Origin of the sequence: Aestuariimicrobium ganziense (assembly GCF_015352975.1) — a bacterium.
Taxonomy (GTDB): Bacteria; Actinomycetota; Actinomycetes; order Propionibacteriales; family Propionibacteriaceae; genus Aestuariimicrobium; species Aestuariimicrobium ganziense.
Genome location: NZ_JACYIZ010000003.1, coordinates 50,091 through 76,750, shown reverse-complemented (window position 1 = coordinate 76,750; position 26,660 = coordinate 50,091). Strand labels below are relative to the sequence as shown.

Below are 26,660 nucleotides of genomic sequence, written 5' to 3'. Positions count from 1 at the left end.
AGTGCTCAGCTGGTCGGGCCCACCCTTTGGCGTACGTCGCGGATTCGTTCCATCGTCCGCAGCGTGGCCAGCGTGCGCTGCTGGTCGACGCTGGCGTCGGCTCGTCCACGCACGCAGTCGACGAAGTGGGCGATGGCGTAGGTCATGGTGTCGTCGCACTTGGTGACCTCGACCGTGGTCGAGGAGTCGTCGAGCAGGGTGAGGGTGATCCGCAGGGGATCGGAGATCCGGTCGACGGTCAGGCTGCCGAGTTCGCCCTGCACCTCGCTGGGACGATCGGTGCGCGTGATCTTGGAGTGGCTGAGGTCGGCGACGAAGCCGGGATACAGGGCGAGCGCCACCCCGAGTCCCTCAGCACCAGTGGTCAGCTCGTACTCGGCGGCCGCCACCACCTGGTCGGGTTCTCCGAACAACTGCACCAGTTGCGAGACCGCATAGACGCCCAGGTCGTTGAACGAGCCGCCGGCGAGCGCGGGATCGAAGATCGCCACCTTCTCACCGGCCAGCACCTGGTCGTAGCGCGACGAGCGTTGGGTGTAGTCGAAACTCACCCGGCGCACGGGTCCAAGCTGGGGCAGCAGGCGGGCGACCTCGGCGGTGCCGGGATCATGGGCAGGACGCATCTCCTCGAGCACCACGACGCCCTGTCCGGCGGCCTGCTCGACCAGGCGCTGCCACTCGTCCGAGGTGGGGGTGGCGGGCTTCTCGACCAGCACGTGCTTGCCGGCCGCGATCACCTGTTCGGACTGTTCGACGTGCACGAGGTTGGGGCTGGCGATGTAGACGGCGTCGATCTCGGGGTCGGCCAGCAGGCCCTGCCAGTCGCTCGTGCTACGCGGGATGGCCTGCTCGCGGGCGAAGGACCTGGCTCGGTCAGTGTCGCGGGAGTAGGCGCAGACGACCTCGATGTCATCCACCTCGCGGGCGGCGGCGACGAAGCGTTCGACGATCAGGCTGGTGCCCACGGTCGCGATGCGGACGGGGACGAGGTCTGCGGGCGTGCTCGGTGTCGACATGGTCACCACTGTGTCACTGGGTCAGGCCTGCGCGCAGACCAACTCCGAGCTGGTCGGCTGCACGTCGGCGAGCCGGTAGCCCAGCCCCGGGATGGTGGCCACGACCTGCGGGCCACCGGCCCGGGCGATCTTGGCCCGAAGCCGGCTGATGTGCACCTCGACCAAGTGGTCCTCCCCGAACCAGGCTCCCCAGACGGCGGTCAGGATCTCAGGTTTGGCGAAAGGTACTCCCTGTCCGGCACGCTCACGGTGACCAACCCCAACGACTGGCAGTCGGTGCAGCTCACCTCGGCATCGGCCAGCCTGTCCGCGTCGTTGGGCGGTGAGTGCACGATCGCCACCAGCCCGCTGCCGTCGGTTCCTGCCAGCGGCTCGGTCGACGTCGCCTACACCTGCAGCTTCGACGAGGCCCCGGCACTGACCGGGACGAGCAGCGGCTCGGTGGGCTGGAACGCCACGGCGGCCAGCACCCCGACCGGATCCGCCTCCGATGATGCGGCGGTGAGCTCCACGATGACCGAGCACAACCGGACCATCACCGTGACCGACACCCCCCGAGGGCGGTGCCACGGCCACGCTCGGCACTGTCACCGTGGGTCAGACGCCGAAGACCTTCGGCTACGACGTCACCCGCAAGGCCCCCAACGGCACCTGCACGACCTACGACAACGTCGCCAGAATCGTCCAGTCCGGGCAGAGCGACGACGCGTCCATCACGATCTGCGGGGCAGCCGACCTGGCCATCAGCAAGACGGTCGAGGCCAGCTACACCCGCACCTACGAGTGGACGATCGACCGCGTGCCGCGGTCGAGCGGTGCCGACGACTGGACCACGACCCGACCCTGTCACCCGACCTGATGGCCCTGGCCGCCGACCTGGTCGAGGTGAACGCTGCCGTCTTCGACGTCGCCCACGACTTCGCCGGATGCGTGCCCCGGGGTCAACGAAGTGCTCCGTCAGCAGGGACGAGCGGCAACGTCACGCTGCCTGGACAAGAGCGAGGTGCTGTCACCGGGGCAGGCTGAGTTGATCGCTGCCGCCCGGGAGCGTTTCGGCTGGTTGTTGGACGAAGACCGCCCCTGAGGGTTGGGCTCGTGTTCGATGGTGACGTGAGCGACGACATCATCTGCCAGATCGTCCGCGGCGAGCTCGAGGCGCATGTGGTGGCCCGCACCGAGCGCGCCATCGCCTTCCTCGACCACCGTCCACTGTTCAAGGGGCACGTGCTGGTGGCGCCGATCGAGCACGCCGACACCCTGGTTGACCTGCCCGTGGGTTCGTTGGAGCCGGTGTTCGGGCTGGCCCAGCGGGTGGCGGCGGTGATGCCCGAGGCCCTCGGTGCCCAGGGCACCTTCGTGGCTGTCAACACCGTGGTGTCTCAGTCGGTGCCCCACCTGCACGTGCACGTCGTCCCCCGGACGAAGGGCGACGGTCTGCGCGGCTTCTTCTGGCCGCGGGTGCGCTACGGCGAGGGTGAGGCGGCCCAGTTCGCTGGGCTGCTGCGCGTGGCGCTGGGCTGAGCCCTAGTCTCACTGGCGTGAGCACTCCCACCTACCCCGCGCCCGGTTCTGGTCGGCTGGCGCAACGCCATCGTCACCGCGTTCGCCCTCGGTGGCGTCTCGATGGCGGCCTTCGGCTCGCGCTTGCCGAGCATTCAGGCCCACCTCGACATCACTAAGGGCACCATCGGCACGATCCTGATCGGCATGACGGTCGGGTCGCTGCTCGGCCTGGGCGCAGGTCAACTCCCCCAAGAGCGCGCCCTCGCCGATCAGCCCCAAGTCGCCGATCAGCCCGGCCTCACCGTACAGCCCGCCCTCGCCGGTGAGCGCTGACTCCCCCGCCAGCGCCAACTCGGCCCCCTCGGCCGACTCCGGCGACTGATCACCGCAACTGATCGCCCCCCTCTGACCGCTTCGGCCCTCAGCCCAGGGTCGAGGCGTAGGGGTCGAAGTCCTCGGGCAGCACCGGCACCGGATCGGTGGCGCTGGTCAGTTCGACCGTCCGGTGCTCGCGGATGGCGTCATCGATCGAAGCCATGATGTCGAGCACGTGGTAGGCGAGTCGCCCTGAGGCCAATGGCTGCCCACCGGCGCGGATGGCGCGGGCCATGTCGAGCGCGCCGACACCTCGTCCGACATCGACGCCCTGGGGCGCGATCTCGTCCCAGACCGGTTGGTCGCGCAACTTGGACGAGGCGGTGACCGCCTGGCTGATCAGCACGTTGTCGGTGAACAGGTTGTGGTCACCCAGTTGCAGGCTGGCGGTGGTGCCGTGCACCTCGAAGATGCCCTGACGCGAGACCGGGGTCTCGAAGCTGAGCAGGGTCTGGCTGACGGCGCCGCTGGCGAACTCCAACAGGGCGCTGACGTGGGTGGGGACGCCCACCGGGAAGGTCTCACCGGCCCGGTCGCCGACCAGGATGGTCCGCTGTGGGCGGGCTGGTGGGGCGACGGCCGAGACGCGGACCACCGGGCCGAAGAGCAGCACGAGTTCGGTGAGGATGTAGGGGCCGACGTCGAAGACCGGTCCACCGCCGGGGGCGAACAGGAACTCCGGCGAGGGGTGGAACAGGTCGGGCCCGGCGTACTGCAGCACAGTCTGGGCGGCCATCAGGTCACCGATCGCCCCGGACTCGATCACCCGGCGGGCGGTCTGGAAGGCCGGGCCGAGCACGGTGTCGGGGGCCACGCCGAGCAACAGGCCGGCGGCGTCTGCCTGCTCGATCAGCGCCTTGGCGCTCTCGCGCTCGATGCCGATCGGCTTCTCGGACCAGACGTGCTTGCCGGCGGTCAGAGCGGCGGACGAGACCGCGGCGTGAGCAGCGGGGATGGTGAGGTTGACCACGAGTTCGACCTCGGGCTCGGCGAGCACGTCGTCGGGGGTGCCGAACCGGGGCACGCCGTGCTGCTCGGCGCGCTGCCGGGCCCGCTCGGGGTCGAGGTCGCCGACGTGGACGACCCGGACGTCGGGGAAGCGAGTGAGGTTGTCGAGGTAGGTGTCGCTGATCATCCCGGCGCCGATGACGCCGATGCCGACAGGGCCATGGGAGAGCGGAGCAGTGGTCATGTGAAACACGCTACGAGGACGGTTTTATGTCCTTCAACGTCCTATTTGGGTCGGTTGAAGGTTTAAATGGGCAGGATTCAGACGCCTCAGCGGGGGAGGCCCGCGAGCAGTTCGTCCATGGCCTGCTGGAAGGTGACGCGCGGCTGCCAGCCCCAGGTGCGTGCCCGCTCGGCGAGCAGCTTCTGCGTGAATCCGCCTCGCTGCTCCCAGACCGGCTCGACACCGAGTGCCTCGGCGATCGGTTCGAGGTAGTCACGGATCCTGACATTGCCCGAGACGGCGTTGGCGATCGTGAGTTCGCCTTCGACCGGGCCGCGGCCAGGGTCGTCGGCCAGGGCGATCCGGCCGGTGGCCAGGTCGGCGAGCAGGGCGGCCAGGTCGTCCACGTGCACCCAGCCGAAGGTTCGGGTGGGGTCGTCGGTGCGTCCGGCGACGTCGTCGCCGCCGATCTGGGCGGGACGAAGCGTGTTCCACACCGAGGTCTCGCCAGCGCCCAGGATCGCGGTCGGGCGCACGATCACCCGGGTGAGGCCGTCGACCTCGGCCAGGGCGGCATCGGTGTCGCGCTTGGTGACGGCATAGGCATTGGCGTCGTCGTCGACCAGGGGGGAGTCCTCGTCGACGTCGCCGGTGTCGGACTCGCGGCGGTACACCCCGGTGGTCGAGGTGTGGACGAACCGCTCGACCCCGGCATCGCGGGCGGCGCTGGCCAGGGTTGCGGCCCAGCCGACAGCGGTGGCCTGCAGGTGCTCCTGGTCGTCCGACATCGGGTGCACGGTGTTCACCACCGCGGTGGCGCCCTCGCAGGCCCGGGCGGCGATGTCCGGGTCGTGGAAGTCACCGACCACCTCATCGGTGCCTCCGGGTGCCGTGCCGGGGCGGCGGACGATCGCCCGCACCCGTGCTCCGCGCTCGGTCAGGGCCGCGCAGACCCGGGAACCGACCAGGCCATTGGCACCGGTGACGACAACGAGGGGTGAGTTCATGGCTACACCCTGCCTCAGCGGACGAGCCGCGTCTCTGCGACACAGCGTCCCGTGCGACAGAGTGGAACCATGACCCCCTCGACCGTGGCTCATCCGAACATCGTCGTGCTGCTCACCGATGACCAGGGTCCGTGGTCGGTGCCCTGGCTGATGCCCGAACTGCAGATGCCCGAGTTGCAGCGCCTGCGTGACGAGGGACTCGAACTCAGCCAGGTGCACTGCGCCTCGCCGGTGTGCTCGCCAGCGCGGGCCTCGCTGATGACCGGCATGGTGCCCTCGGCCCATGGCATCCACGACTGGATCAGCCCGGACGGTCAGCAGCACCAGTTCCTCGCCGGCATCCCCACCACCGGCGAGGTGCTGGCAGGTGCCGGCTACCAGTGCATGATGAGCGGCAAGTGGCACGTCGGGTGGGCCCAGCACCCCGCGCCCGGCTTCGAGGACTGGTACGCACACCGCTTCGGCGGCAGTGAGTACGTCAACGCCCCGATCTGGCGCGATGGCGAACCTGCGGACGAGCCGCGCTACTTCACCCGCGCGGTCGCCGACGAGGCGGTCGACTTCCTCAAGGCCCGCGACCGGGAGCGTCCCTTCTACCTTTACGTCGCCACCACCGCACCGCACACGCCGTGGCTGCGGGGCCACCCTGACGACCTGACCAGCCGCTACGCCGACTGCGACTTCGAGTCGGTGCCTCGTGAACCCAGGCATGAGTGGGCCAGGCGGAGCGACTTCGACGAGTCGTTCGCCGACCCGATCCCATCGCTCGTAGGCTACGCCGCGGCCCTCACCGGGGTGGACGAGTGCCTCGGCGCCCTGCGCGCCGAACTCAAGGCGCAGGGAGTCTGGGACGACACGATCGTGGTCTTCCTCGGCGACAACGGCTTCTCCTGCGGCCACCACGGCATCTGGGGCAAGGGCAACGGCACGGTGCCGCTGAACCTGTGGGACAACTCGGTGCGCGTGCCGTGTGTGGTGCGCATGCCCGGCGGTGCCACCGGACGATCCCAGGCGCTGCTGTCGTCGGCGTCGCTGCACGCCACCCTGTGCGAGTTGGCCGGGGTCGACCTGCCCGCCACTGACCAGGTCGAGGGCTCGTTCGCCGACGTCGTGCGTGGTCAGGCTGCCGACGGTGACGAGGTGGTCGTGGTCGCCAGCGAGTACGGCGGTGCCCGGATGATCACCGACGGACGCCACGCCCTCACGCTGCGCCATGACGGTCCCGACGAGTTCTACGACCGTGCTGACGACCCCGACGAGCGCCACAACCTGATCGACGACCCTGGGAGGGCCGGCGTGCGCGACGACCTCACCGCGGCGCTGCGCGACTGGTACGCAGCCCGTGCCGACCCCGAACGTGACGCCTGGGCTCGTCCGGTCGCCGGTTACGGGCAGAACCATCCGGTCTGGGACGAGCGGGCCGCGCACGAGGGCTACGTGCAGGGGCGCTGAGACTGGGGCGCTGAGACTGGGGCGCTGAGCCCGTCGCTGGGAGCGAGGGGTGCGCGAGCGGGGAGGCGCTGTTAGGCTCACCCCGGCCAAGCTCGTCGAGCCTTGGCCGGAGGCATCGTCGCCTTCTCTCGCCCCCACCGGAGGATCCCCGATGCCCCTGTTTGTGCTGCAGGCTCCCCTCGAGATCAGCTTGAGCTCTGGCAACACGACCATCGTCGTCGTGATCGCCGCGCTGGCCGCGATCGCCGTGGCGATGTCGTTGGTCTTCCGCGCCCAGGTGCTGCGTGCCAACGACGGCACCGACAACATGCGTGCCATCGCCCGCGCCGTGCAGGAGGGCGCCTCGGCCTTCCTCGCCCGCCAGTTCCGCACCCTGGGCATCTTCGCCGTGGTCGCCTTCGTGGTGCTGCTGGTGCTGCCGATCCACGGTGACGGCAACCAGTGGGTGCTGCGTGGCGCCCGCTCGGTCGCCTTCCTGGTCGGCGGTGGCTTCTCGGCACTGATCGGCTACCTGGGCATGTGGCTGGCCGTGCGCGCCAACCTGCGCGTGGCCGCTGCCGCCCGCAGCGAGGGTCGCGACCCGGCGATGAAGATCGCCTTCCGCACCGGTGCGGCCGTGGGCATGGCCACCATCGGCCTGGGCCTGCTCGGCGCCGCGATCGTGGTGCTGGTGTTCCGCGGTGACGCCCCGGTGGTGCTCGAGGGCTTCGGCTTCGGGGCCGCCGTGGTGGCGATGTTCATGCGCGTGGGCGGCGGCATCTTCACCAAGGCTGCCGACGTCGGCGCCGACCTGGTTGGCAAGGTCGAGCAGAACATCCCCGAGGACGACCCGCGCAACGCCGCCACCATCGCCGACAACGTCGGTGACAACGTTGGCGACTGCGCCGGCATGGCTGCCGACCTGTTCGAGTCGTACGCGGTCATGCTGGTCGCCGCGCTGATCCTGGGACGAGCCGCCCTGGGCGAGCCGGGACTGGTGTTCCCGCTGATCATCCCGGCGATCGGTGTGCTCACCGCCCTGATCGGGGTCTACCTGACCAAGCCGCGCGCCGGTGAGAACGGTCTCAAGACCATCAATCGCGCCTTCTACATCTCTGCGGCGATCTCGCTGGTGCTCTCGGCGATCGCCTCGTTCACCTACCTGCCCGGGTCGTTCACCGAGTTGGGCGTCGACGACTTCGCCGGCCCCATCGACAACCCGCGACTGGTCGCCTTCGGGGCGGTCGCCATCGGCATCGCGCTGGCCGTGGTGATCCTGGCGCTGACCGCCTTCTACACCGGCACCGAGGACAAGCCGGTGCAGGACGTCGGCGCCACCTCGCTGACCGGACCGGCCACGGTGATCCTGTCGGGCATCTCGCTGGGCCTGGAGTCGGCGGTGTTCACGGCGGTGATCATCGCCTTCGCCGTGTTCGGTGCGTTCCTGCTCGGCGGTGTCGGTGTGGTCGGACTGTTCGCGATCGCCCTTGCCGGCTGTGGCCTGCTCACCACGGTCGGTGTGATCGTGGCCATGGACACCTTCGGTCCGGTCTCCGACAACGCCCAGGGCATCGCCGAGATGTCGGGCGACGTCGACGGTGAGGGTGCGCAGATCCTCACCGAGCTCGACGCGGTCGGCAACACCACCAAGGCGATCACCAAGGGCATCGCGATCGCGACCGCCGTACTGGCCGCGACCGCGCTGTTCGGGTCGTTCACCGATGCCGTGGCCACCGTGCTCAACGACCGCTACGACGCCTTCGAGCTGGCCTCGGTGGTGTTCTCGCCGGCCGTGCTGGTCGGTGTGATCATCGGTGGTTCGGTGGTGTTCCTGTTCTCGGGCCTGGCTATCCAGGCGGTGGGACGAACCGCTGGTGCCGTTGTGTTCGAGGTGCGCCGCCAGTTCCGCGAGATCGCCGGGATCATGGAGGGCACCGGTCGTCCCGAGTACGGCAAGGTCGTCGACATCTGCACCCGCGACTCGCTGCGCGAGCTGGCGACGCCGGGTCTGATGGCGATCCTCGCCCCGATCGCGGTCGGCTTCGGCCTGGGTGTGCCGGCGCTGGCCGGCTACCTCGCCGGCGCCATCGCCTGCGGCACCCTGATGGCGGTCTTCCTGGCCAACTCCGGTGGGGCCTGGGACAACGCCAAGAAGCTGGTCGAGGACGGCCACCACGGCGGCAAGGGCTCTGAGGCTCACGCCGCCACGGTGATCGGTGACACCGTCGGTGACCCGTTCAAGGACACCGCCGGCCCGGCGATCAACCCGCTGATCAAGGTGATGAACCTGGTGGCCGTGCTGATCGCCCCGGCTGCGGTGGGCATGTCGAGCCTCGGCGAGAACCCCTCGTGGCTGCGCTACGTGATCGCCCTGGCCGCGGCTGGCCTGGCCATCGGCATGGTCATCCACTCGTCCAAGCGGGGCACCGCGATCGCCGGCACCGACGAACGCTTCCCCGGACTGGACGGTCGTCCCGGCAACCCCGAGTGGGACGCCGAGCACGGCACCCACGATCGCACCGGCGCGCTCGAGGAGTTGGAGCTCGAGCACGAGGACTACGAGCGGCGTCACCACCACCACTGACCGGCCACGTCGGCTCCGCTCGTCCACCCACCCCTTCCCACGCACGAAAGCGAGTTCCCGCACCAACGTGGGTGCGGGACCTCGATTTTCGTGCGGGAGAAAGGTGTCGGAGGGGCGCCGATGGCCCTCAACTGGACCGGGCAGGTCGGGCCTGGCTGAACACCAATCGTGGACGAGCGCTTGTTCTTTGAGCTGTGTACTGGGACCCTGTCGCGGTGTGCCACGTGCCGGTGTAGGTGAAGGCACTGTCGTCGAGGGTCGTGGTGGCGGCCGATGCCGCCCGCGGGCTGAACCCCAGCCCGGTCAGCGCGAGCAGCAGGCCGAGCAGGAGAGCAAGCGTCCGAGGACGCCGCAAGGGAATCGTGCTTGAGTCCTTTCGATCATGCCGCGCATCCCCACTGCGGAGTGGGAACGTATACCGCCCCAACGCGGTGGCCCGGGCGTTGGTGACCCGCAGTTGCGCCGCGGTGGCCATGTTGGTGCCCGAGGAAGCTGCGCGGCCGCTGACCGACGACTACTTCGTCTGGGCCTTCGTCGGGGCGAGCGCCTCGCTCACCCGGCGTGGGCTGCAGGTCGTGCTGACCACCGGTGACGTACCGGGGGAGCTGTGGCCGAGCTTCATCACCGGAGGGCACGCCGACGGAGTGATCGTGGCCTCGCACCATGGGCACGACCTGGGCCGGGCGATGCTGGCGCAGCCGCGTCCGGCGGTGTTCGTCGGTGTTCGTCGGTGATCCGGGACTGCCGGGGCTGGCGTACGTCGATTGGTGACCTCTGACGACTCGCCGGTGGCGCAGAGCCGAGGTTGGACCAGTGTCACCAACCCGGTCGAGGAGTTGGCCTCTCGGGCTGTGGCTTGCTGCTCGATCGGGCTGCCGATCCGAGCGGATCACACACGGTCGAGAGCGCGCTGGTGGTGCGCCAGTCGGCGTGAGTCGCCGTCTGGCCCGCCTCACAGGATCCAGTGGGCGTGGCCGTCGGCCTGGTAGGCGGGTCGTCCGTCGATCGCGACCACGAACGCCCCCTTGCGCAGCTCGGCGCGCTGCTGGTCGGTCAGCGCCTCGTCCACCGGCGGGACGATCTGCGCACCCTCGTAGCTGACCCAACTGCAGGCTCCAGAGGCAGAGAGTTCCAGCAGACGCCGGCTGAGTGAGTGCCGATCGTCGCCGGACAGGTAGGCCTGCACGGCGGCGTGGAAGACCACCGGGTGCAGGTCGCGGGGGATCAGCGCCAGGGCCTCGTCCACGACACCGGGATGGGTGATGTCTCGGGGCAGCACGAGCACCGGATCGCGCCGGGCTACCTCGATCGCGGCGTCCAACCGGGCCAGCCGATGGGTCTGCCCCGGCCACACCAACAGCCGCAACCACTCGACGACCTCAGGGTCGCGAACGTCCAGCGGGTTGAGGTCGAGTCCGACCCGCCACTCGATCGGCGGCAGCGCGTCGGGCAGGCCGACCGAGGGGTCCTTGACGGTGACGTCGAGCTCACCCACGGGATCGGTCGAGGTGACCTCGGCGAGCAGGTCGCCGTCGCGGGACACGTAGCGGTGGGTCCAGGCCTGTGGATGGAGCAGCAGCCCGGCCGATGCTCCCAGCTCGACCAGGGCCAACGGTTTTCCACAGGCCTTGTGGATGGTGTGGACGGCAGGCAGCAGCACCGCCAGCCGGGCGGCCTCGTTGGTCTGGGTGTGCCGGGTGGCGGTGAGGGCACGCACCTCGTCCCAGCGGGTGTGCAACACCTCGCGCAGGCGGGCGTACTCGTCAGGGCGTGCGGTGGCCTGGTCGGTGTCGACCAACCCCGGCGACACTGCCCTGGCCACGGTGAACACCAGGTTGGGCTGGCGTTCGCGCAGCGGCAGGGTGCCGATCAGGCCGGCGGTCTCGGGGTCGCCAGCAACGCCTTGGGCCCACGCGGTGTAGACCGCCGAGTGCTGCGGTGTCTCGTTGGCTGCGAACCGGCGGTAGCGCTCGGCGACGTCGGTGGTGTGGGCGGGCTCCATCGGGTCAGGCTAGGCCAGTCTCGATGTGGACATCCGTCCGCCTCGTGTCCACAGGGCCGGAGTCTCGTCCACAGCCGGCTGTGGACACGACGATGACGAGCGCGAGCTCAGTCCTCGACCTCGACGATCGGGGCCTCGGGGGCGTTCTTCTTGACCGAGTCGATGCCGTTGAGCGCCGACTTCTTCGACTCGTAGCCCTGGCTGGTGGCGATGACCTGCCCGTTGGTGGCCTTGAGGCGGAAGCGGTACTTGCCCGCGCTGTCGGTGTGGAGCTCGAACTTGCCTGCCATGCGACTGCTCCTGTTCAGGGCCGAACCCCACTGTTCGGCCTCGGTGTGAGCCCAAAGGGTGGGACGAGCGGCGTCAGCCGAAGTCAGCTGGTCATCAGGAAGCCTCGGGCACAGGGGACTGACAATTCGCTGGGGACTGTGGACGAATCACCTGCGGAACTGAGTTGTCCACAGATCGGAAAACCCCGCTGGATGGTGACCTTCTGACGAACTACTTTCGCTCCCATGTCTCCAGCGCCGACCCCGCCACCAGGCAGTGCGATCGCTCCGGCCACCGGGCCGTTGCGGGCGCGCCGTTCGCCGCGCCTGGTCGCGGTCGGTGTGTTGCTGGCGGCGCTGGGAGGGCTCGGTGTGGGTACGGCCTGGAGCCAGTCGACCGAGTCGAACTCCGTCGTGGTGATGGTGCGCGACGTGGCGCGAGGCGAGGTGATCGAGGCGGGCGACCTGGCCTCGTCCACCATCGGGCAGGCACCTGGGGTGAAGACCATCCCCGCCAGCCAGATCAATGACCTGGTCGGCAAGCAGGCCCTGACCGACCTGCCCGCTGGTTCCTTGGTCGGACCGGGATCGGCTGGGCAGCCGGAGTCAGAGGATGCTGCGGTGGTCGGCTTGCGGTTGGGTGCCGGACGCCTGCCCCAAGAGGCCATGCCTGCCGGCACTCGCGTGCTGCTGGTGCCGGTCGCCTCGGGCAAGGCCGGCGCCAGTGGGGACGAGCCGGCGGGAGAGCCGATCGAGGCTGTCGTGGTCACCGCCCCCAGCGAACTCCAGGACGGAACGAGTTGGGTGGTCGACGTCCAGGTCGACGAGGGTGATGCGGTACGCGTCGCCCAGCTCGCAGCGGCCGACCAGTTGGTGCTGCTCAAGAGGCCGAGGTCGTGAGATGGGGCTGCTCGTCCTCGCCTCTGCCACCGGGTCACCCGGTGTCACCACCACCGCCCTGGGCCTGACCCTGCACTGGCCACGAGACGTGCTGCTGGTCGATGCCGACCGGGTGCCGTCGCAGGCGCTCGAAGCCGGCTACCTCAGCCAGATCCCCACCGCGGGACGAGGGCTGATGGCCCTTGCGCAGGCCCATCGTGAGCGCCGCGACCTCGCCCAGGCGGCGTGGGAGCTGGCAGTTCCCCTCCCGGCCTCGGCTGCTCCCCAGCGCCGGTACCTCGCAGGATTCACCCACCCGGCTGGGGGCAGACCTCTTCACGCCGATCTGGGCGCCGATGGCGGCCGCACTGCACAAGCTCGGGGCGCCGGGGATCGACGTGATCGTCGACGCAGGACGCATCGGATCCGGCCTGCCGTCGCCCCTGCTTGAGCATGCCGACACCGTGCTGGTCGTGACCCGCAGCTCGCTGCGCGCCTTGGCCGCGCTGCGTCTGCACCTGCCGGGCCTGCTCGACGCACTCGATCTCGCCGCTCCCCAGGCCCGGAGCGGCATGGCGGTGATCGGTGAGGGTCAGCCCTACCAGTCGGCCGAGATCACCAGCCACTTCGGCGTCCCTGCGCTGGCCGTACTGCCTGACGAGCCCAGGCATGCGGCAGTGCTCAGTGACGCTGCACCTGCGCCACGCCGCTTCGACAGTGGGTCGTGGGCCAAGGCGCTGCGCTCGTCCGCCTTGAGGCTGTCGACCATGGTGGGGACCAGGGCACGCTCCGACGTCGCTGTGCCCGCGGGGGTCGGACGATGAACCAACCCACCCTGAGCACACGCGAGGCACTGGCGGTGGCGCTACGGCGCCTGGAGTCCGACGATGCGGTGGTGGCGCCGGTCAGGCATCGAGCGGCCTTCGGGGCGCCTTCGGCCCTCACCCCGCCGCGCGCACCCGAACGCCATGCGGCCGCCCAGCGACGTCTGGTCGACTGGGGTGAGGTCGTCGAACTGCGGCGCAGAGCCTCGGACGAGATCAGCCGCAGCATCTCCGACTGGGAGTCCGAGGCGCGCCGGCGGATGCCCGAGGACGACCGCCGGGTGCTGGGACGATCGGTCGTCCGCCAGGTGGTGCGACGTCGAGCCGAAGAACTCGTCGCGGCGGGTCAGACCCTGTGGGATGCCGACGACGAGCACCTGCACACCCGCGCGGTGATGGACGCGATCTTCGGGTTCGGGCGCCTGCAGCCCCTGTTCGAGATCGCGGACGCCGAGAACATCGAGGTGCACGGCTGGGACTCGGTCGTCGCGCAGTCCGGTGACGGACGTCGCGTCGCCCTCGAGCCTGTCGCCGACTCCGACGAGGAACTGGTCGAGGCCATTCGTTTCCTCGGCGAGACCGCAACTCCGCCTCGTCCCTTCGATGACGCCCACCCGATGATGACCATCGCGGTTGGTGACCGGTTCCGGCTGCACGCCATCGGTTTCGGGTTGAGCTACCGACCCTCGTTGGTCGTGCGGCAGCACCTGTTGACCGAGGTGTCACTGGCCGACCTGGCTTCTGGCGGCATGATGCCTGAGCACCTGGCGCGGTTCCTGTTCCAGTCGGTGCTGGCGAAGAAGTCCATCGTCGTCTCCGGCGATCAGGCGGCGGTGGGTGAACAACTATTGACAACGGATCGCTCCGTGATGGCGACGCAACCCCTACCCTGTTCGCATGAACAAGCCTGCTGAACAAGCAGTTGCCGGCCGCCCCAGTGACGCTCCACCGCACTAATCCTCAGCCGCTGACTGCTTGAGCGCCATAAGCTCCAACGTCGCCGCACCGTCGACCCCAAGCGACTTCGCCATAGCATCAGTAAGGGAGGAGTACGCCACCACGTAGTCCCGGAACAGCTGCTCGTACTTCTCGGACTCTTCGGACAACTTCGCCTGGCTGCGCTCGAAAGCGGTCTTGCGTGCCCACGCGTTCGCCTCTGTCTGGTTTGGGAAGCGGCCAGGTTCCCGCATGACCTCCCGCAAGACCTCCGTCGATATCGCCCTTTCCATGTCCTGCGTGTACTTTGTCAGCTTTCGGTGGGCCTTCGTGGCGACCGCATATGCCCGGGCTACGTCGCCGTCAGTGAGCCGAAGCATGGCCAAAGTCCGGGTGTGGGCCCCGCGATCAGCAGGCTTGTAGGTGTCACCCAGTTGGTCTAGGGCGGCCTGATAGTGGACCCTTGCCGAAGCCAAGAATGCTTGCCGCTGCTGGACGTCGCGGTCAGCTGCTGCTCGACGATCGGCCATTCGCCCACCGATGTATTGCCCGAGGCCACTAGCCAGCACGACGAAGACTCCCGTTAGGACAATGGTCCACAGCTGAGCGGCAGGCATAGCGACACTCTAGAGGGTGCTCCACCCCGCCTACTCCCCCGCCCGGTCCACCCGAACACCCCCCTGATGGTCCCCCGGGGGACTGCGCCCACCCCCAGATGGTCCACCCGATTGTGGGGTGGATGGGTGGCGCCCTACATGCAACCCCTGGCGCGGGAGCTGCTGGCGCGGGGGTCGGTCCAGCCCAGCGGCAGCGTGCCACCCGACCCCTTCGAGGACGTCGCGGACCGCCTGGAGAACCTGGCGCGGGCGGGCTACCACTTCAACGCCATTACCGGGTTGTGGGAGCGGGAGGCCGTCTACTAACTGGGCAGCCAGTAGCCGGGGTTGGGGCTTGCGGGGGTGGTGCCATGGAGTTGTCCGGGTCACGGTGGCCCGGCGCAACTGGAAGGGAAACAGGACCATGACCACCACGATTACGCCGGAGCTTGCGGCGTTCAGGGCTGAACACATAGCCAAGAACGGGAACACCAGCCGGTGGCCTAGCGTGCCGGGACCGGACGACCCCTACCGCGCCATAGCAGTTGCGGACGCCGCCAGCGAAGCGTTCAGCGGGAACCACATCGAGAAGACCTTCATCATCCACGACGGTGCCGGGAAGCCCCACCTGATGTTCGACAACCTGACGGAAGATGACGTACGCCACGCCAGGGGCGATTCGAGGCGTCCCGTAGGCGTGCTACTGCGCTTCCGGTGGGCACTCTTTGAGGCGGTGTGCGACTTCGTGGCCGCCGTGGAGGACAGCGGCCTCGAGGTGGAAGAAGGTCGGGCCGTGCAGCACCCGAGCGCACCCTGGCATGAACGCAGGATGCAGTGGATGTGGGGGCTGGTGGATGACCTTAGGACCTTCACCGACCAAGAGCTGGCGCTGCTGGCGGAGGCCGCCCCCCACGCCATCGGCGGTGACCACTTCGAATGGGACGACTTTGCCGAGTGCGACGCCGCCGTCGGGGACGACGAGAAGATCGGCGTCATGTCCATCGCAGACCGAGTCGGTCGACGCTGGTATCTCGGCCGAGGACGATCGCGTGGTCGCCCTGGCAGCCCTTGGCGTCAGCGGCGCCATGGCAGCGCTCGTCGCGGGGGCATGGGTCACGCGGCGTCGCCGGCAACTGGACCAACGACCCCTGGGGCGACAACTCCTTCACCCAGATGCGAGTTCCAGCCACTTCGCGCAGGCGATCTGCCACATCGCTGACCGACCTGCGCGTCGTGCGCTGCCGGAAGTCGACACCGCACCGACCACCGTCCTGGTCGGTGAGGACTCCGACGGACGATCCGTCCTTCTCGACCTGGCAGGCGCCGGGGTCACGACCATCGAGGGGGACGAGGCCGCCGACCTCATGGGGGCGATGGTCACCTCCTTGGCCTGCGCGGACTGGGCGGCTGGAACGAACGTGACCGTGGTCGGTGCCGACCTGGCATGGGTGACCAGCTTCGACCACCCCGGCTTCGTCCATGTCGACCAACTCGACGAGGCCCTCGAGGGCTGGATGCGGTCCGGGGCCGAGCGTCGGAGGGTGGGCGGCGACCTTGACGTCGACGCCGTGCCCGAGGTGCTCGTCGTGACAGATTCCCCGAGCGCGGCCCAACGAGCCCGGCTGCTCGAGGCCCTCGCGCCGGGCATGGGCCTCGTGCTGCCCGCCTGGAAGGGCAGTGAGCGCTCCCCCGAGGTGGGGGAGCGGGTTTCGGCCACTGTCGCTGAGGCCCATCTGAAGCGCGGCGACACCAGGTTCGTCCCCTTCCTGATCGGTGAGCCCGCCCGACGAGCACTCGTCGACCTGAATCGCGTGGTCACTGGGGATGACACCACCCATGCCCCGTGGTGGTCGACGGACGAGCCTCCCGATGGCATCCCGACGATCCACAACCGACCAACCATCACCGCACGAGAGGAGGACGAGATGCCCGAGCTGCTGACCGGCACCGAGCACCCCGTCCTGCTCGTGCTCGGCACGGTCGAACTACTCGGGACCCGCGGTGAATCGCCCAGCAAGGCTGCCAAGCAGTGCGCCGAGTACTGCGCCTGGATCCTGCAGCACCCCGGACGCACCGCGCCGGCGATGGGGCAGGCGCTGCTGGTGGCCGAGGGCACCCGACGCTCGAACATGAGTCGACTGCGCACGTGGTTGGGTGCGTCGTCCGAGGGGGAGCCCTACCTGCCCGACGCCTACACGGGCCGGATCGCTCTCGACGCCCGGGTCACCAGCGACTGGGAGCACCTGCAGGCCAGGATCGCTGCAGGGGTCAACCTCACGCCGAGCCAAGGCCTGGTCGAGGCACTGGAGCTGGTGAGAGGCGAGCCCTTCGCCGACGCAGCACCCGGCCAGTGGCACTGGGCCGACACCTGGCGAAGCGACATGGTGTCGACGATTCGCGACATTGCCCTCGTCCTGGCCGAACGTTCGGTGCAGGCCGGTGACGCCGAGACCGCTCGCTGGGCGCTCAAGCGAGGTTTGGTCGCTGCCAGCGATGACGAGTTGCTGATCAGTGCTCTGGTGAGTGTCGAGGCCAGTGTCGGCAACCGGACAGAGGTCGACCGCTGGGCAGTGGTGCTCACCCGCCGCGTTCGCGAGACCGGCATCGACCTCTTGCCCGAGACCGTGATCGCGTTGCAGCGCGCCATCGAGGGACGAGCCAGGACACGTCGTGTTTGAGCCGTGCATCCCAATATGGGATGCAGACCGGTATGCTGGACGTGTGACCACCCAGATCGCCGTCCGACTGCCCGACGAGGTGGTTCGCTTCCTCGACCAGTTCGTGGCCAGCGGTCGCGCCCCTAGCCGCGCGGCCATCGTGTCGTCGGCACTCGAGCGCGAGATGCGGCGGCAGGCCGCTCTGCGCGATGCCGAGATCCTCGCCACCTCGGCAACTGCGGACGATCTCGACGACCTGGTGGCCTGGACCGTCGGTCACCTGTCGCCGGACGACTGACGTGCGCGAGATCTGCTTGGCCCGCTTGGACAAGACGCGGCCAGTGCTCGTCCTCACCCGCGAGGGAGCGCGCGGCGCGATGAACAAGGTGACCGTCGCCCCCATCACCAGCGCGGTCAAAGGCCTCTCCAGCGAGGTCGCCGTCGGCCCGGCCAACGGCCTCGACCACGACTGCGTCATCTCCCTCGACAACGTGACCACGGTCCCCAACAGCCTGCTCGGACGCACCGTGGGCCACCTGACCGAACAGCAGGAGAGATTGCTCGCCAGGGCGGTGGTGCTCGCCTTCGACCTGGAGATCCCGCTCATGGACGATGCCTGAGCCACTCCTCGCCCCGAGCCCTGGCCGGTCAGCGACTCGGCGACACTGATGCCCCGGCGCTGAGTCGCGCCACGTGGCGTTGGTGCTCAGCCCTGCTTCGTTCAGCCTTGGCGATCCACGACAGCAGTTGCCGCCGCATCTGCGGCGCGGAGTCGCGGAAGGCCGCCACCCACACCGGGTGGCGGCCGCGGGCAGCCTCGTCCAACTCGGCCCCCCGCGCGCGCGCCCGTCCAATGGATGAGGTCACCCTGGCCAGGTCGGTCTGGGCTGCGGCCAGCGTGGTGCCCTTGGGTCTGGGCAGGTCCACTTGCGCGGCGGCGACCCTGGCCGGAAGCGTGCAGCCGACCGTGGGATCGAACATTCCGACCTTCGCGGCCTCGGCCTGTCTCTGGGCTGCCACGACCTGGCCGTGGAACTTGGCGTTCGGTCGGAACAGCACCGCCACGGCCAGCCCCCGGCGGGCCATCTCGACGTTGAGCAGACGACCGTCGAGGTACACCCCGGCCAGTGTTCGGCCGTAGCGGTCACGGCGCTCGAGGTCGTACTCCAGCATCACCTGACTGCCCTTGGGCAGCATCTGCCGCAGCGCCGTGGTGGCCTGCGGGCCCAGGCAGTCGGCCGGCTCGTTGGGTCGGGTCTCAGGGGAGTCGATGTTGAGCAGACGCACCGTGGTCTCCGTGCCGGCGATGTCAGCGATGATCGTGTCGCCGTCGATCACGAACTCCACGGTGGCGGCGACCTGGCGTGCAGTCTCAGTCGCCGGCGCCGACGGGGTCTGGGTCGGTCCCGATCGGCGTGCGGTGGAGGGGGAAGACGTTCCCGCGGGAACGGTTCGGTCGGTCGCACCTGCCCCCGGATCGTCCTCGGCACGCCAGCCGCGCACGACCAGGGTGACCACCACGGCCATGACGACCAGGAGCAACAGCCCCTTGGCCCACTGGCCCATCGTCCACCCCCCCCGTCGCGACCACGGCGCAGTCAGAATACGGCTCGGTCAGGTGGGGGAGGTGCGCGGCAACGGTGCTCTGCCCGTGGGCCGAAACAGACAGCGGTGCGTCACCGCATGTTTCTGGGTTGGTGTCGCCGCCGGCGAACTCAGCCGTGCAGGTAGTTGCTGAGGTGGTCGCGCTCGTTGGTGAGTTCGTCCAGCCGGTTCTTGACCACGTCGCCGATCGAGACGATCCCGACCAGCCGGCCTTCCTCGACCACCGGCAGGTGGCGGAACCGCTTGTTGGTCATGGTCTCGGCCAGCGACTGGATCTCGTCGGCCAGGCAGCAGCTGACCACTTCGGTGGTCATCAGCGCCGACACCGGGGTGTCGTTGGCGGCACCGTCGCGCAGGTGCCGCACGACGTCACGCTCGGAGGCGATGCCCACCACCTGGTCGTCTTCGATGATCACCACCGCCCCGACCTGGTTGTCGGCGAGCGTGGCCAGCAGTTCGGCAACCGGCGCGGACGAGGGCAGGGTCAGCACCGCTGAACCCTTCTTGGCGAGGATGTCTTGGACGCGCATGCCTCATCGAACCATCGAGCCACGCCGAACGGAAGACCCCGCGCACACCGGGGGAGTCGGGTCAGGCGGCCTCGTCGGCAGGCACCAGCCCGGTACCGGCGTTGAATCCGGCATCACCCTGGCGTCTCGAGCCGTGCCAGAACGAGGCGGCCAGCAGCAGGTAGCCCACCCCGAGCCCGACGAACACCGGCACCGACAACCCGGTCGGCGGCAGCAGCCAGATCGCCGCCACCGCGGCCACCACGATCGCCCCGTTGAACACCATGTCGTAGAGCACGAACACCCGCCCCTTGTGGGCATCGGCCACGTGGGCCTGGCAGACCGTGTCGATGCAGATCTTCAGCGCCTGCGCGAACAAGCCGAGTGCGAAGCCCGAGGCCACCAAGGTCGGACGGGTGAACATCGCTCCCGGGATCGCCTGCACCAACCCCGAGGCCACCAGCAGCACCAGCACCGTGCGACGCAGCCCGATCGCGTGCCCCAGTGGCGGCACCAGTGCCGCCGACAGGACGAACCCGACGCCCATCGCGCCTGCCCACAGCCCCATGTCGGCCATCGCCGCGTTGACCCGGTGCACCTCGTGAAAGTGGTTGCGGTAGCCCAGGATCACCCCGACCATCATCACGCCGAACAGGAACCGCTGCGCGGTGATCACCAGCAGACCCAACCGGGCCGCCCCCTGCTCGCCGAGGTGGCGACAGGTGTCGGCCAAGTCTGGCCACACCTGCCTCAGGCTGGGCGCAGCCAGCCCGCGCTCGGGCCCCAGGTCGTGCTTGCGGAACAGGAAGCCCAGGCTCACCGACACCGCGAACAGCGTCGCCGACACCACGAACACGATCGCGTCGGCGTGGTGGGCCGGCATGAACCGTGGCGACAACAGCAGCCTCAGCCCGCCAGCGATCAGCCCGCCGACCATCACCCCCGACGGCCCGATCACCGGCATGATCGAACTCGCGGTCAGGTAGTCGCGCGGGGTCACCGTGTGCGGCAGCGCCGCGGTCAACCCGGCCAGCAGAAAGCGGTTGAGGCTCATGGCCACCAGCAACAGCCCGAACATCGCCGACTGCACCGGCGCCGAGCGGTCGCCAGACCACACCAGCACCGCCAGCGACAGTGCGATCAGCCCACGGATGCCGTCGGTCACCACGATCGCCCGCTGCCGCGACCACCGGTCGAGCACCACCGAGGCGAACGGACCCAGCACCGAGAACGGCAGCAGGGTGATCGCCAGCACCGTGGCGATGGCGATCGCGTTGGGCTGGCTCTGCGGGCTGAACAGCACATAGCTGGCCATGCCGACCTGCAGTGTGCCGTCCGAGACCTGGGTGGCGATCCGCACGCCGAGCAACTTGCGGAACTGGCGATGGCGCCACAGCCGCTTCAGGCTCCGCCAGATCTCCACGAACCGCCTCTTCGTCCCTGCCGTCGGCACGGGCGGCCGGGCTCGTCCAGCGTAGCGGGCGAAGCGTCGCCCCCACCGGCGAGCGCGGCGGGCATGGTGTGTAATCGGGGGCGTGCCACAGACGTCACCGCAGCTCACCAGCATCTCCGAGGTCGCCGCTGCCGCCGGGATCGCCGCCGACCACGTCGAACCGTACGGACGACACGTCGCCAAGATCGACCTGGCCGCCCGTGACGTCGACCACCCCCACCTGGGCAGGCACTACGTGGTGGTCACCGCGATCACCCCCACCCCGCTCGGCGAGGGCAAGACCACCACTGCGGTCGGCCTGGCCCAGGGGTTGGCCCGGCTGGGGCATCGTCCGATGCTGGCGCTGCGCCAGCCGTCGATGGGCCCCACCTTCGGCATCAAGGGTGGCGCCTCGGGGGCCGGACGCTCCCAGATCATTCCGATGGAGACCCTCGACCTGCACCTGACCGGCGACCTGCACGCGATCACCTCGGCCCACAACCTGCTCGCGGCGATGATCGACAACCACCTGCACCACGGCAACGAACTCGGCATCGACCCGCAGACCATCTCGTGGCCTCGGGTCGTCGACCTCAACGACAGGGCGCTGCGCCACGTGGTGGTCGGGCTGGGTCCCAAGACCGACGGGGTGCCCCGCCAGAGCGGGTTCGACATCACCGCGGCCAGCGAGGTCGGCGTGGTGCTCAGCCTGGCCACCTCGCTGCGAGACCTGCGGGCCCGGCTCGGACGCATCGTCGTCGGCTACACCTGGGGCGGCGACCCGGTCACCGCCGACGACCTCAAGGCCGCCGGTGCGATGACGGTGATCCTGCGAGAGGCGATCAAGCCCACCCTGATGCAGACCACCGAACACACCCCGGTGCTGGTGCACACCGGACCCTTCGGCAACATCGCCACCGGCAACTCGTCGATCATCGCCGACCAGGTGGGCATGGCCTGCTCGGACTACCTGGTGACCGAGGCCGGCTTCGGTGCCGACATGGGCCTGGAGCGCCTGGTCAACCTCAAGTGCCAGATCTCGGGCTACCGCCCCGCCGCCGCCGTCGTGGTCGCCACCGTGCGCGCGCTCAAGCTGCACTCGGGCCACCACCGGGTGGTCGCCGGCAAGGGACTGCCGCCCGAGATGCTCGAGGAGCGACCGGACGAGGTGCGTGCCGGCGCGGTCAACCTGATCAAGCACGTGCAGATCGTGCAGGGCTTCGGCATCACCCCGGTGGTCGCGATCAACGTCTTCCCCACCGACCACCGCAGCGAGCTGGACGAGGTGCGCGCCGTCGCCGCCGAACTCGGCGTGGCCTGCGCGGAGTCGACCCACGTCGTCGACGGCGGTGAGGGAGCCCTCGAACTCGCCCGGGCCGTGGTCGAGGCCTGCGAGCAGCCGGGCGAGGTACGCACCAGCTATGAGTGGGTCGAGTCGCTCGAGCACAAGCTGACCGCCGTCGCCACGCGGGTGTACGGGGCTGACGGCATCGACCTGTCGCCCCAGGCCCGGCGCGACCTGGCCCACATGGCCGACCTGGGCCACGGCGACCTGCCGGTGGTGATCGCCAAGACCCACCTGTCGCTGTCGGCCGACCCGACCCGCAAGGGCGCTCCCACCGGGTGGCGCCTGCCGGTGCGTGAGGTGCGCCTGGCGGCCGGGGCCGGCTATGTCTACGCGATCTGCGGTGACATGCAGACCATGCCCGGCCTGGGACGCCACCCGGCGGCCGAGAACATCGACATCGACGACGAGGGCAACATCGTCGGGCTGTTCTGAGCCGAGCTGGGTTCTGGCTGGGCCCACTTGTGGGTGGGACGAGACGCCTCGTCCTAGTCTTGCGCCATGAGCCAGAACGCCGAGGACGCCCGCCGCCGTCTCGAGTTGAGCCAGTCGCACGCTCGCGGTGAGACCGCGGCGGCGCAGAAGTTGGTGGACGACTTCGTCCGCGAGATGACCGAGCGCGGCATTCCCACCGAGCGGCTCAGGGCGCGCCTGTTCTCGGGCCAGGAGGTCAAGACCGACAAGCGCGGCTGGTACATCCGCAAGAACAAGTCGCTGGCCATCGGTGAGGACGGCAACTACTACCCGCTGGTCGTGCCCGGCTCGTTGATGGACCGGCTGCGGGGCGTGCGGCTGCAGGCGGCTCCGCCGCCGTTGGTGGTCAACCGAGGCGGACGAGACGGCGAGTCCGGTGACCTCGCGGAGTTCCTGGCCAAGCGGCTCGCGGAGGGCTGAGCGGGGTCTCGGCACGCTCGCTTGCCGATCGTCAGTCGACCAGCCAGGAGTGAGAGGGCCCAGAAATGCACCAAGGGGCTACTGGTCACCCCCAGCAGCCCCCCGGGCGTCTGATGATCCGCGATCAGCGGTCCAACACTGGATCACGCCGGTCTTGCAGGATGGTGTTAGTGTGCGCCTTTTCTCAGGTTCTCGTCAAGCGGCCACACAAATCCGCACATTCCTGGTGGCGACTCGCCCTTGACGGCATGGATTGCCCCGGCGCCCTCATGACACAAATCCTGAGAGACACCGGGGCGATCCTGCGACACCGTGGGTGTGGGACAGGCCCTCAGTCGATGGCCAGGGCCTCGGTCGGTGTGGCCATGGCTGCGCGGCGTCCCGGCAGGATCGAGGCGATGGCCGCAGCCACCACGGCGATCCCGACCAGCACCAGGGTGCGCTGCCAGTCGATCGCGAAGTTGATGCCCCGATCGATGTCGGCCTCCTTGAACACCGCGCTGATGCCGAGCCAGGCGAAGTAGGCGCCGGCGATCACGCCGACCACCACACCAACCAGGGCGAGGGTGATCGCCTCGATCAGCAGCATCAGGCGCAGCTTGACCCGTGGCATCCCCAGGGCCCGCAGCAGCGCGGATTCGCGGGTGCGTTCGATCACCGACAGACCCAGCGTGTTCGCCACACCCACCAGGGCGATGGCCACCGCGACCCCGAGCAGTGCCGAGGTGATCGCCAACATGATGTTGAGGATCTGGGTGATCAGGTAGGCCTCGAACGCTCCGCCGCCGATCATCAGGTTCGGGTACTCGGCAGACAACTGGCTGAGCTGGCGCTGGGTGTTGGCGAAGTTCTCGCGGTCGACCAGGTCGAACCAGTACTGGGCCGGCTGCGGGTCCTTGACCAGCCTGCGCAGGGTCGCGTCGTTGACCACCATGCCGTCGCCGGCCGCGGGAGAGGCCTGCAGCTTGAGGGTGATCATCTCGCCGTTGACCCCGGGCAGTGTCTCGGTCGACTGGATCTCGGCCATGTTGGCGCTGACCAGCGCGACGTCGTCGGGAATGCTGTCGGGCGCCATCGGAGCGACGTCCTTGACCTGCGGGTTCAGCGCGACGATCACGCGTCCGTCGTTGGTCGCCCCACCCTGCAGCAGGGCCTTGGCCCTGACGTTGGGCAGCGAGTCGATCTTGGCGATGACCTCCTTGGGCAGCGCCACCGACTCCTCGTCCGGGCCGCCCATCGCGTACAGCCCGACGACCACGTCGACCGGCATGTCCTCCTCGATCTGCGACAGGGCCGTCTCGCGCACCGTGGCAGCCCCGACCTGCAGGGTGATGATCAGGCCGATGGCGAGCATCAGCGCCACCGCCGTCGCCGCGGCCCGCTGCGGGTTGCGGGCGGCGTTCATCGTGGCCAGGCGTGACGTCGGACCGGTGAGCCCGACCAGCTTGCCCCAGCCCTTGATCAGCAGCGCGACGTACAGCGGCGCCGCGCCGAGCACCGCGAAGGTGATCAGGAACGCCGACCCCAGGGCCATCAAGACCGAGTTCTTCTCGCTGGTCAGCGCCAGCACCGACAAGCCGATGCCCAGCACCAGCAACACGGTGCAGATGATCGCGCGCACCTTCGAGACCCGCTTCTGTGAGTCGGCCGACAACACCGGACGCAGGGCCTCCAGGGGTGCGACCCGCGAGGTGCGCCAGATCGGGACGAGCGCGGCCAGCAGCGTGATCAGCACGCCGACGCCGATCTCGACCAGCAGGTCACGCCACGGGAAGGCCAGGCCCCAGTGCAGCGAGCCGGTCACCCACGAGCCGAGGGCGGCGATCGCGTAGCCCAGGGCGACACCCAGCAGCGAGCCGAGCAGTCCGAGGACGATCGCCTCACCGATGAACCGCTTGCGCACCTGTGAGGTGCTGGCGCCGACCGCGCGCAGCAGGCCGATCTGGCGGCGCCGCTGGGCGATCAGGATGGTGAAGGTGTTGGCGATGATGATCATGCCGACCAGCAGCGCGATGCCGGCGAACACCATCAGCGCGTACTTGAGCGCGTCGACGCCCATCGTCAGCTCCTTGAGCTGGTCCTGCATGGCGGCCTCGGTGGTCTCGACGCGGAACGCAGACTCACCGGTGTTGGCATCCTTGCTGGTCAGTTCCGACAGTGAGCTGACCACCGCGTCGGGGGTGGTGCCGTCGGCCACCTTGATCAAGTAGGTGTTGGCCGGGGCCTTCCCGTCCTCACCAGAGCTCATCATCGTGATCAGCTCGGGGGAGATGTAGCCGTTCTGGATGAGCCGCGAGGGCGGGTCGTCGGTCAGGCCCGAGACCTTCATCTTCTGTTCGCCGAGCGAGACCTCGCCGCCGACGGCGACGTCGAGCTTCTTGGCCAGGTCACGCGGCAGGGCGATCTCGTCGGTGCCCTGCGGCCACGCCCCCTCGACGACCTTCGACCAACGGAAGGTCTCACTGGGAGTGCCGTAGAGCTGCAGGTAGAGGGTGGTGTCACCCTTCTCGACCGGGCCGAAGGTCGTCCAACTCGCTTCGGCGGCGGCCACACCGGGCTTGGACTTGATCAGCTCGATGACCTGGGCGTCGGTACGGTCCTGGGTCTGGCGCTGGACGAGCACGTCGGCGCCGGCATACTGCCGGTTCAGCTGCTTGGCCAGGCCCCCCTTCTCGGTCTCGAGGAAGACCGAGACCGCGGCCATGAAGCCGACCGAGATCGCGATGGCGATCAGGGTGGCGACGATGCGTCCCGGGTGGTGACGCACCTCGCGAATGGCGTCGGAGAACATCAGCGCTCCAACCGGGCCAGGGCGGCGTTGACCGAGTCAGCGGTGGGCTGTGGCACGTCGTCCACGATGCGCCCGTCGAGCAGGATCAGGGCGCGGTCGGCGTAGGCGGCGGCCTTGGCGTCGTGGGTGACCATGATGATCGACTGGCCCAGGTCGCGCACGGTGCGCTGCATGTACTCCAGCAGCTGGGTGCCGGTCTTGGAGTCCAGCGCACCGGTGGGCTCGTCGGCGAAGATCACGTCAGGACGGGTGATCATCGCGCGGGCGATCGCCACACGCTGCTGCTGACCACCCGACAGCTCCGAGGGCCGGTGGGTGAGCCGGTCGGTCAGGCCGAGCGACTCGGTCAGCTGACGGAAAAAGCCCTCGTCCGGCTTGCGACCGGCCAGGTCGAGCGGCAACAGGATGTTCTGCCGTGCGGTGAGGGTGGGCAGCAGGTTGAACGCCTGGAACACGAAACCGACGTTGTCGCGGCGCACCTTGGTGAGCTGGGAGTCGTTGAGGGCGTTGAGCTCCTTGCCGCCGAGGAAGACGCGCCCGGCGGTGATCCGGTCGAGCCCGGCCAGGCAGTGCATCAGCGTCGACTTGCCCGAGCCCGAGGGGCCCATGATGGCGGTGAACGACCCGCGGGCGAAGGCCACGCTGACCTGGTCGAGGGCGACCACGTTGTTGGTCTTCGACCCGTAGACCTTGACCAGGTCGATGGCCTGGGCCACCACCTCGGGGGCCTGTTGGGGCTGGGGCATGGCGCTCACGGCGTGCCTTTCGTTGTCTGGGGACGAGCTCGGCGCTCGCCGGGGTCGAGCCTAGGGTCGCCCAGTGGCAGCCGCCCAC

General features: G+C 69.2%; 29 protein-coding genes and 1 pseudogene. 17 read left to right on the top strand and 13 right to left on the bottom strand.

What is annotated here, in order from left to right; genetic code table 11:
- Positions 1 to 5: 5 nt before the first annotated feature.
- From IE660_RS06230 to IE660_RS15785, 3 genes are all read right to left on the bottom strand, one after another.
- Positions 6 to 1,016 (bottom strand): Gfo/Idh/MocA family protein, encoded by a 1,011-nt coding sequence (locus tag IE660_RS06230; protein WP_203567484.1) that lies wholly within the window; start codon positions 1,014 to 1,016, stop codon positions 6 to 8.
- 21 nt (positions 1,017 to 1,037) lie between these two features.
- Positions 1,038 to 1,289: a winged helix-turn-helix domain-containing protein gene (locus IE660_RS15790; protein WP_268882815.1), complete on the bottom strand. Its 252-nt coding sequence runs from the start codon at positions 1,287 to 1,289 to the stop codon at positions 1,038 to 1,040.
- A gap of 113 nt (positions 1,290 to 1,402) precedes the next feature.
- Positions 1,403 to 1,567, bottom strand: coding sequence for a hypothetical protein (locus tag IE660_RS15785; protein WP_235997271.1), 165 nt, complete (start codon positions 1,565 to 1,567; stop codon positions 1,403 to 1,405).
- A 41-nt stretch (positions 1,568 to 1,608) separates the two neighbouring features.
- Between IE660_RS15785 and IE660_RS06220 the strand changes: the two genes are divergently transcribed.
- The 4 genes from IE660_RS06220 to IE660_RS06210 all read left to right on the top strand — a co-directional run bounded on the left by IE660_RS06220 (position 1,609) and on the right by IE660_RS06210 (position 2,852).
- Positions 1,609 to 1,875, top strand: coding sequence for a hypothetical protein (locus IE660_RS06220; protein WP_203567482.1), 267 nt, complete (start codon positions 1,609 to 1,611; stop codon positions 1,873 to 1,875).
- 90 nt (positions 1,876 to 1,965) lie between these two features.
- Complete coding sequence (locus IE660_RS16145) at positions 1,966 to 2,100, top strand: hypothetical protein (protein WP_268882713.1); 135 nt, start codon at positions 1,966 to 1,968, stop codon at positions 2,098 to 2,100.
- A 26-nt stretch (positions 2,101 to 2,126) separates the two neighbouring features.
- On the top strand, positions 2,127 to 2,537 hold the full coding sequence (locus IE660_RS06215) for an HIT family protein (protein ID WP_203567481.1): 411 nt from the start codon (positions 2,127 to 2,129) through the stop codon (positions 2,535 to 2,537).
- Between the two features lie 102 nt (positions 2,538 to 2,639).
- Complete coding sequence (locus IE660_RS06210; RefSeq protein WP_203567480.1) at positions 2,640 to 2,852, top strand: hypothetical protein; 213 nt, start codon at positions 2,640 to 2,642, stop codon at positions 2,850 to 2,852.
- Positions 2,853 to 2,940: 88 nt separating this feature from the next.
- On the opposite strand, the gene IE660_RS06205 is transcribed toward IE660_RS06210, so the two are convergent.
- Positions 2,941 to 4,086 carry a Gfo/Idh/MocA family protein gene (locus IE660_RS06205; protein ID WP_203567479.1) on the bottom strand — a complete coding sequence of 382 codons (1,146 nt, stop codon included), beginning with the start codon at positions 4,084 to 4,086 and terminating at the stop codon, positions 2,941 to 2,943.
- 86 nt (positions 4,087 to 4,172) lie between these two features.
- A complete protein-coding gene (locus IE660_RS06200) occupies positions 4,173 to 5,072 on the bottom strand; it encodes an NAD-dependent epimerase/dehydratase family protein (RefSeq protein ID WP_203567478.1) in 900 nt (299 codons plus the stop codon).
- 69 nt (positions 5,073 to 5,141) lie between these two features.
- Here IE660_RS06200 and IE660_RS06195 point away from each other — a divergent pair, with 69 nt between their 5' ends.
- The 3 genes from IE660_RS06195 (at position 5,142) to IE660_RS06185 (ending at position 9,821) form a co-directional block, all read left to right on the top strand.
- Positions 5,142 to 6,524, top strand: coding sequence for a sulfatase-like hydrolase/transferase (locus IE660_RS06195; protein ID WP_203567477.1), 1,383 nt, complete (start codon positions 5,142 to 5,144; stop codon positions 6,522 to 6,524).
- Between the two features lie 151 nt (positions 6,525 to 6,675).
- Positions 6,676 to 9,087 (top strand): sodium-translocating pyrophosphatase, encoded by a 2,412-nt coding sequence (locus tag IE660_RS06190; RefSeq protein ID WP_203567476.1) that lies wholly within the window; start codon positions 6,676 to 6,678, stop codon positions 9,085 to 9,087.
- A 431-nt stretch (positions 9,088 to 9,518) separates the two neighbouring features.
- A complete protein-coding gene (locus IE660_RS06185; RefSeq protein ID WP_203567475.1) occupies positions 9,519 to 9,821 on the top strand; it encodes a LacI family DNA-binding transcriptional regulator in 303 nt (100 codons plus the stop codon).
- Positions 9,822 to 10,039: 218 nt separating this feature from the next.
- Here IE660_RS06185 and IE660_RS06180 read toward each other — a convergent pair whose 3' ends face one another.
- Complete coding sequence (locus IE660_RS06180; RefSeq protein ID WP_203567474.1) at positions 10,040 to 11,089, bottom strand: DUF2332 domain-containing protein; 1,050 nt, start codon at positions 11,087 to 11,089, stop codon at positions 10,040 to 10,042.
- A gap of 107 nt (positions 11,090 to 11,196) precedes the next feature.
- The gene (locus IE660_RS06175; RefSeq protein WP_203567473.1) at positions 11,197 to 11,379 is read right to left on the bottom strand and encodes a YegP family protein; all 183 of its coding nucleotides are present in this window, start codon (positions 11,377 to 11,379) and stop codon (positions 11,197 to 11,199) included.
- Positions 11,380 to 11,604: 225 nt separating this feature from the next.
- Between IE660_RS06175 and IE660_RS06170 the strand changes: the two genes are divergently transcribed.
- The 4 genes from IE660_RS06170 to IE660_RS06155 are packed head-to-tail and all read left to right on the top strand — an operon-like array spanning position 11,605 to position 13,975.
- Positions 11,605 to 12,258, top strand: a complete 654-nt coding sequence (locus IE660_RS06170) for an SAF domain-containing protein (RefSeq protein WP_203567472.1) — start codon at positions 11,605 to 11,607, stop codon at positions 12,256 to 12,258.
- 1 nt (position 12,259) lies between these two features.
- Positions 12,260 to 12,688 carry a hypothetical protein gene (locus IE660_RS06165; RefSeq protein ID WP_203567471.1) on the top strand — a complete coding sequence of 143 codons (429 nt, stop codon included), beginning with the start codon at positions 12,260 to 12,262 and terminating at the stop codon, positions 12,686 to 12,688.
- Complete coding sequence (locus tag IE660_RS06160; RefSeq protein ID WP_203567470.1) at positions 12,636 to 13,061, top strand: hypothetical protein; 426 nt, start codon at positions 12,636 to 12,638, stop codon at positions 13,059 to 13,061. Before IE660_RS06165 ends, IE660_RS06160 begins: the two co-directional genes overlap by 53 nt.
- Positions 13,058 to 13,975 carry a hypothetical protein gene (locus IE660_RS06155; protein WP_203567469.1) on the top strand — a complete coding sequence of 306 codons (918 nt, stop codon included), beginning with the start codon at positions 13,058 to 13,060 and terminating at the stop codon, positions 13,973 to 13,975. The genes IE660_RS06160 and IE660_RS06155 overlap by 4 nt, the downstream gene beginning before the upstream one ends.
- Positions 13,976 to 14,014: 39 nt before the next feature.
- On the opposite strand, the gene IE660_RS06150 is transcribed toward IE660_RS06155, so the two are convergent.
- Positions 14,015 to 14,614 carry a hypothetical protein gene (locus IE660_RS06150; RefSeq protein WP_203567468.1) on the bottom strand — a complete coding sequence of 200 codons (600 nt, stop codon included), beginning with the start codon at positions 14,612 to 14,614 and terminating at the stop codon, positions 14,015 to 14,017.
- Between the two features lie 126 nt (positions 14,615 to 14,740).
- On the opposite strand from IE660_RS06150, the gene IE660_RS06145 reads away from it, so the two are divergent.
- From IE660_RS06145 to IE660_RS15775, 4 genes are all read left to right on the top strand, one after another.
- Positions 14,741 to 14,920, top strand: a complete 180-nt coding sequence (locus tag IE660_RS06145) for a hypothetical protein (RefSeq protein WP_203567467.1) — start codon at positions 14,741 to 14,743, stop codon at positions 14,918 to 14,920.
- Positions 14,921 to 15,678: 758 nt separating this feature from the next.
- A complete protein-coding gene (locus IE660_RS15780) occupies positions 15,679 to 17,271 on the top strand; it encodes a hypothetical protein (RefSeq protein ID WP_235997121.1) in 1,593 nt (530 codons plus the stop codon).
- Between the two features lie 43 nt (positions 17,272 to 17,314).
- Positions 17,315 to 17,548 carry a ribbon-helix-helix domain-containing protein gene (locus IE660_RS06130; RefSeq protein WP_203567465.1) on the top strand — a complete coding sequence of 78 codons (234 nt, stop codon included), beginning with the start codon at positions 17,315 to 17,317 and terminating at the stop codon, positions 17,546 to 17,548.
- A 1-nt stretch (position 17,549) separates the two neighbouring features.
- Positions 17,550 to 17,870, top strand: coding sequence for a type II toxin-antitoxin system PemK/MazF family toxin (locus IE660_RS15775; RefSeq protein ID WP_203567464.1), 321 nt, complete (start codon positions 17,550 to 17,552; stop codon positions 17,868 to 17,870).
- A gap of 28 nt (positions 17,871 to 17,898) precedes the next feature.
- On the opposite strand, the gene IE660_RS06120 is transcribed toward IE660_RS15775, so the two are convergent.
- From IE660_RS06120 to IE660_RS06110, 3 genes are all read right to left on the bottom strand, one after another.
- Positions 17,899 to 18,816, bottom strand: a complete 918-nt coding sequence (locus IE660_RS06120) for a thermonuclease family protein (protein ID WP_203567463.1) — start codon at positions 18,814 to 18,816, stop codon at positions 17,899 to 17,901.
- A gap of 149 nt (positions 18,817 to 18,965) precedes the next feature.
- Positions 18,966 to 19,385 (bottom strand): CBS domain-containing protein, encoded by a 420-nt coding sequence (locus IE660_RS06115; RefSeq protein ID WP_203567462.1) that lies wholly within the window; start codon positions 19,383 to 19,385, stop codon positions 18,966 to 18,968.
- 61 nt (positions 19,386 to 19,446) lie between these two features.
- The gene (locus tag IE660_RS06110) at positions 19,447 to 20,787 is read right to left on the bottom strand and encodes an MFS transporter (protein ID WP_328701871.1); all 1,341 of its coding nucleotides are present in this window, start codon (positions 20,785 to 20,787) and stop codon (positions 19,447 to 19,449) included.
- A 112-nt stretch (positions 20,788 to 20,899) separates the two neighbouring features.
- Between IE660_RS06110 and IE660_RS06105 the strand changes: the two genes are divergently transcribed.
- Both IE660_RS06105 and IE660_RS06100 read left to right on the top strand, forming a co-directional pair.
- Positions 20,900 to 22,576, top strand: coding sequence for a formate--tetrahydrofolate ligase (locus IE660_RS06105; RefSeq protein ID WP_328701870.1), 1,677 nt, complete (start codon positions 20,900 to 20,902; stop codon positions 22,574 to 22,576).
- A gap of 66 nt (positions 22,577 to 22,642) precedes the next feature.
- Positions 22,643 to 23,035, top strand: coding sequence for a hypothetical protein (locus IE660_RS06100; RefSeq protein WP_203567461.1), 393 nt, complete (start codon positions 22,643 to 22,645; stop codon positions 23,033 to 23,035).
- A gap of 331 nt (positions 23,036 to 23,366) precedes the next feature.
- On the opposite strand, the gene IE660_RS06095 is transcribed toward IE660_RS06100, so the two are convergent.
- Both IE660_RS06095 and IE660_RS06090 read right to left on the bottom strand, forming a co-directional pair.
- The gene (locus IE660_RS06095; RefSeq protein ID WP_203567460.1) at positions 23,367 to 25,826 is read right to left on the bottom strand and encodes an ABC transporter permease; all 2,460 of its coding nucleotides are present in this window, start codon (positions 25,824 to 25,826) and stop codon (positions 23,367 to 23,369) included.
- Positions 25,826 to 26,539 (bottom strand): annotated as a pseudogene (locus IE660_RS06090) (ABC transporter ATP-binding protein); the annotation flags it as partial. The gene IE660_RS06095 and the pseudogene IE660_RS06090, both read right to left, overlap by 1 nt.
- Positions 26,540 to 26,660 lie beyond the last annotated feature (121 nt).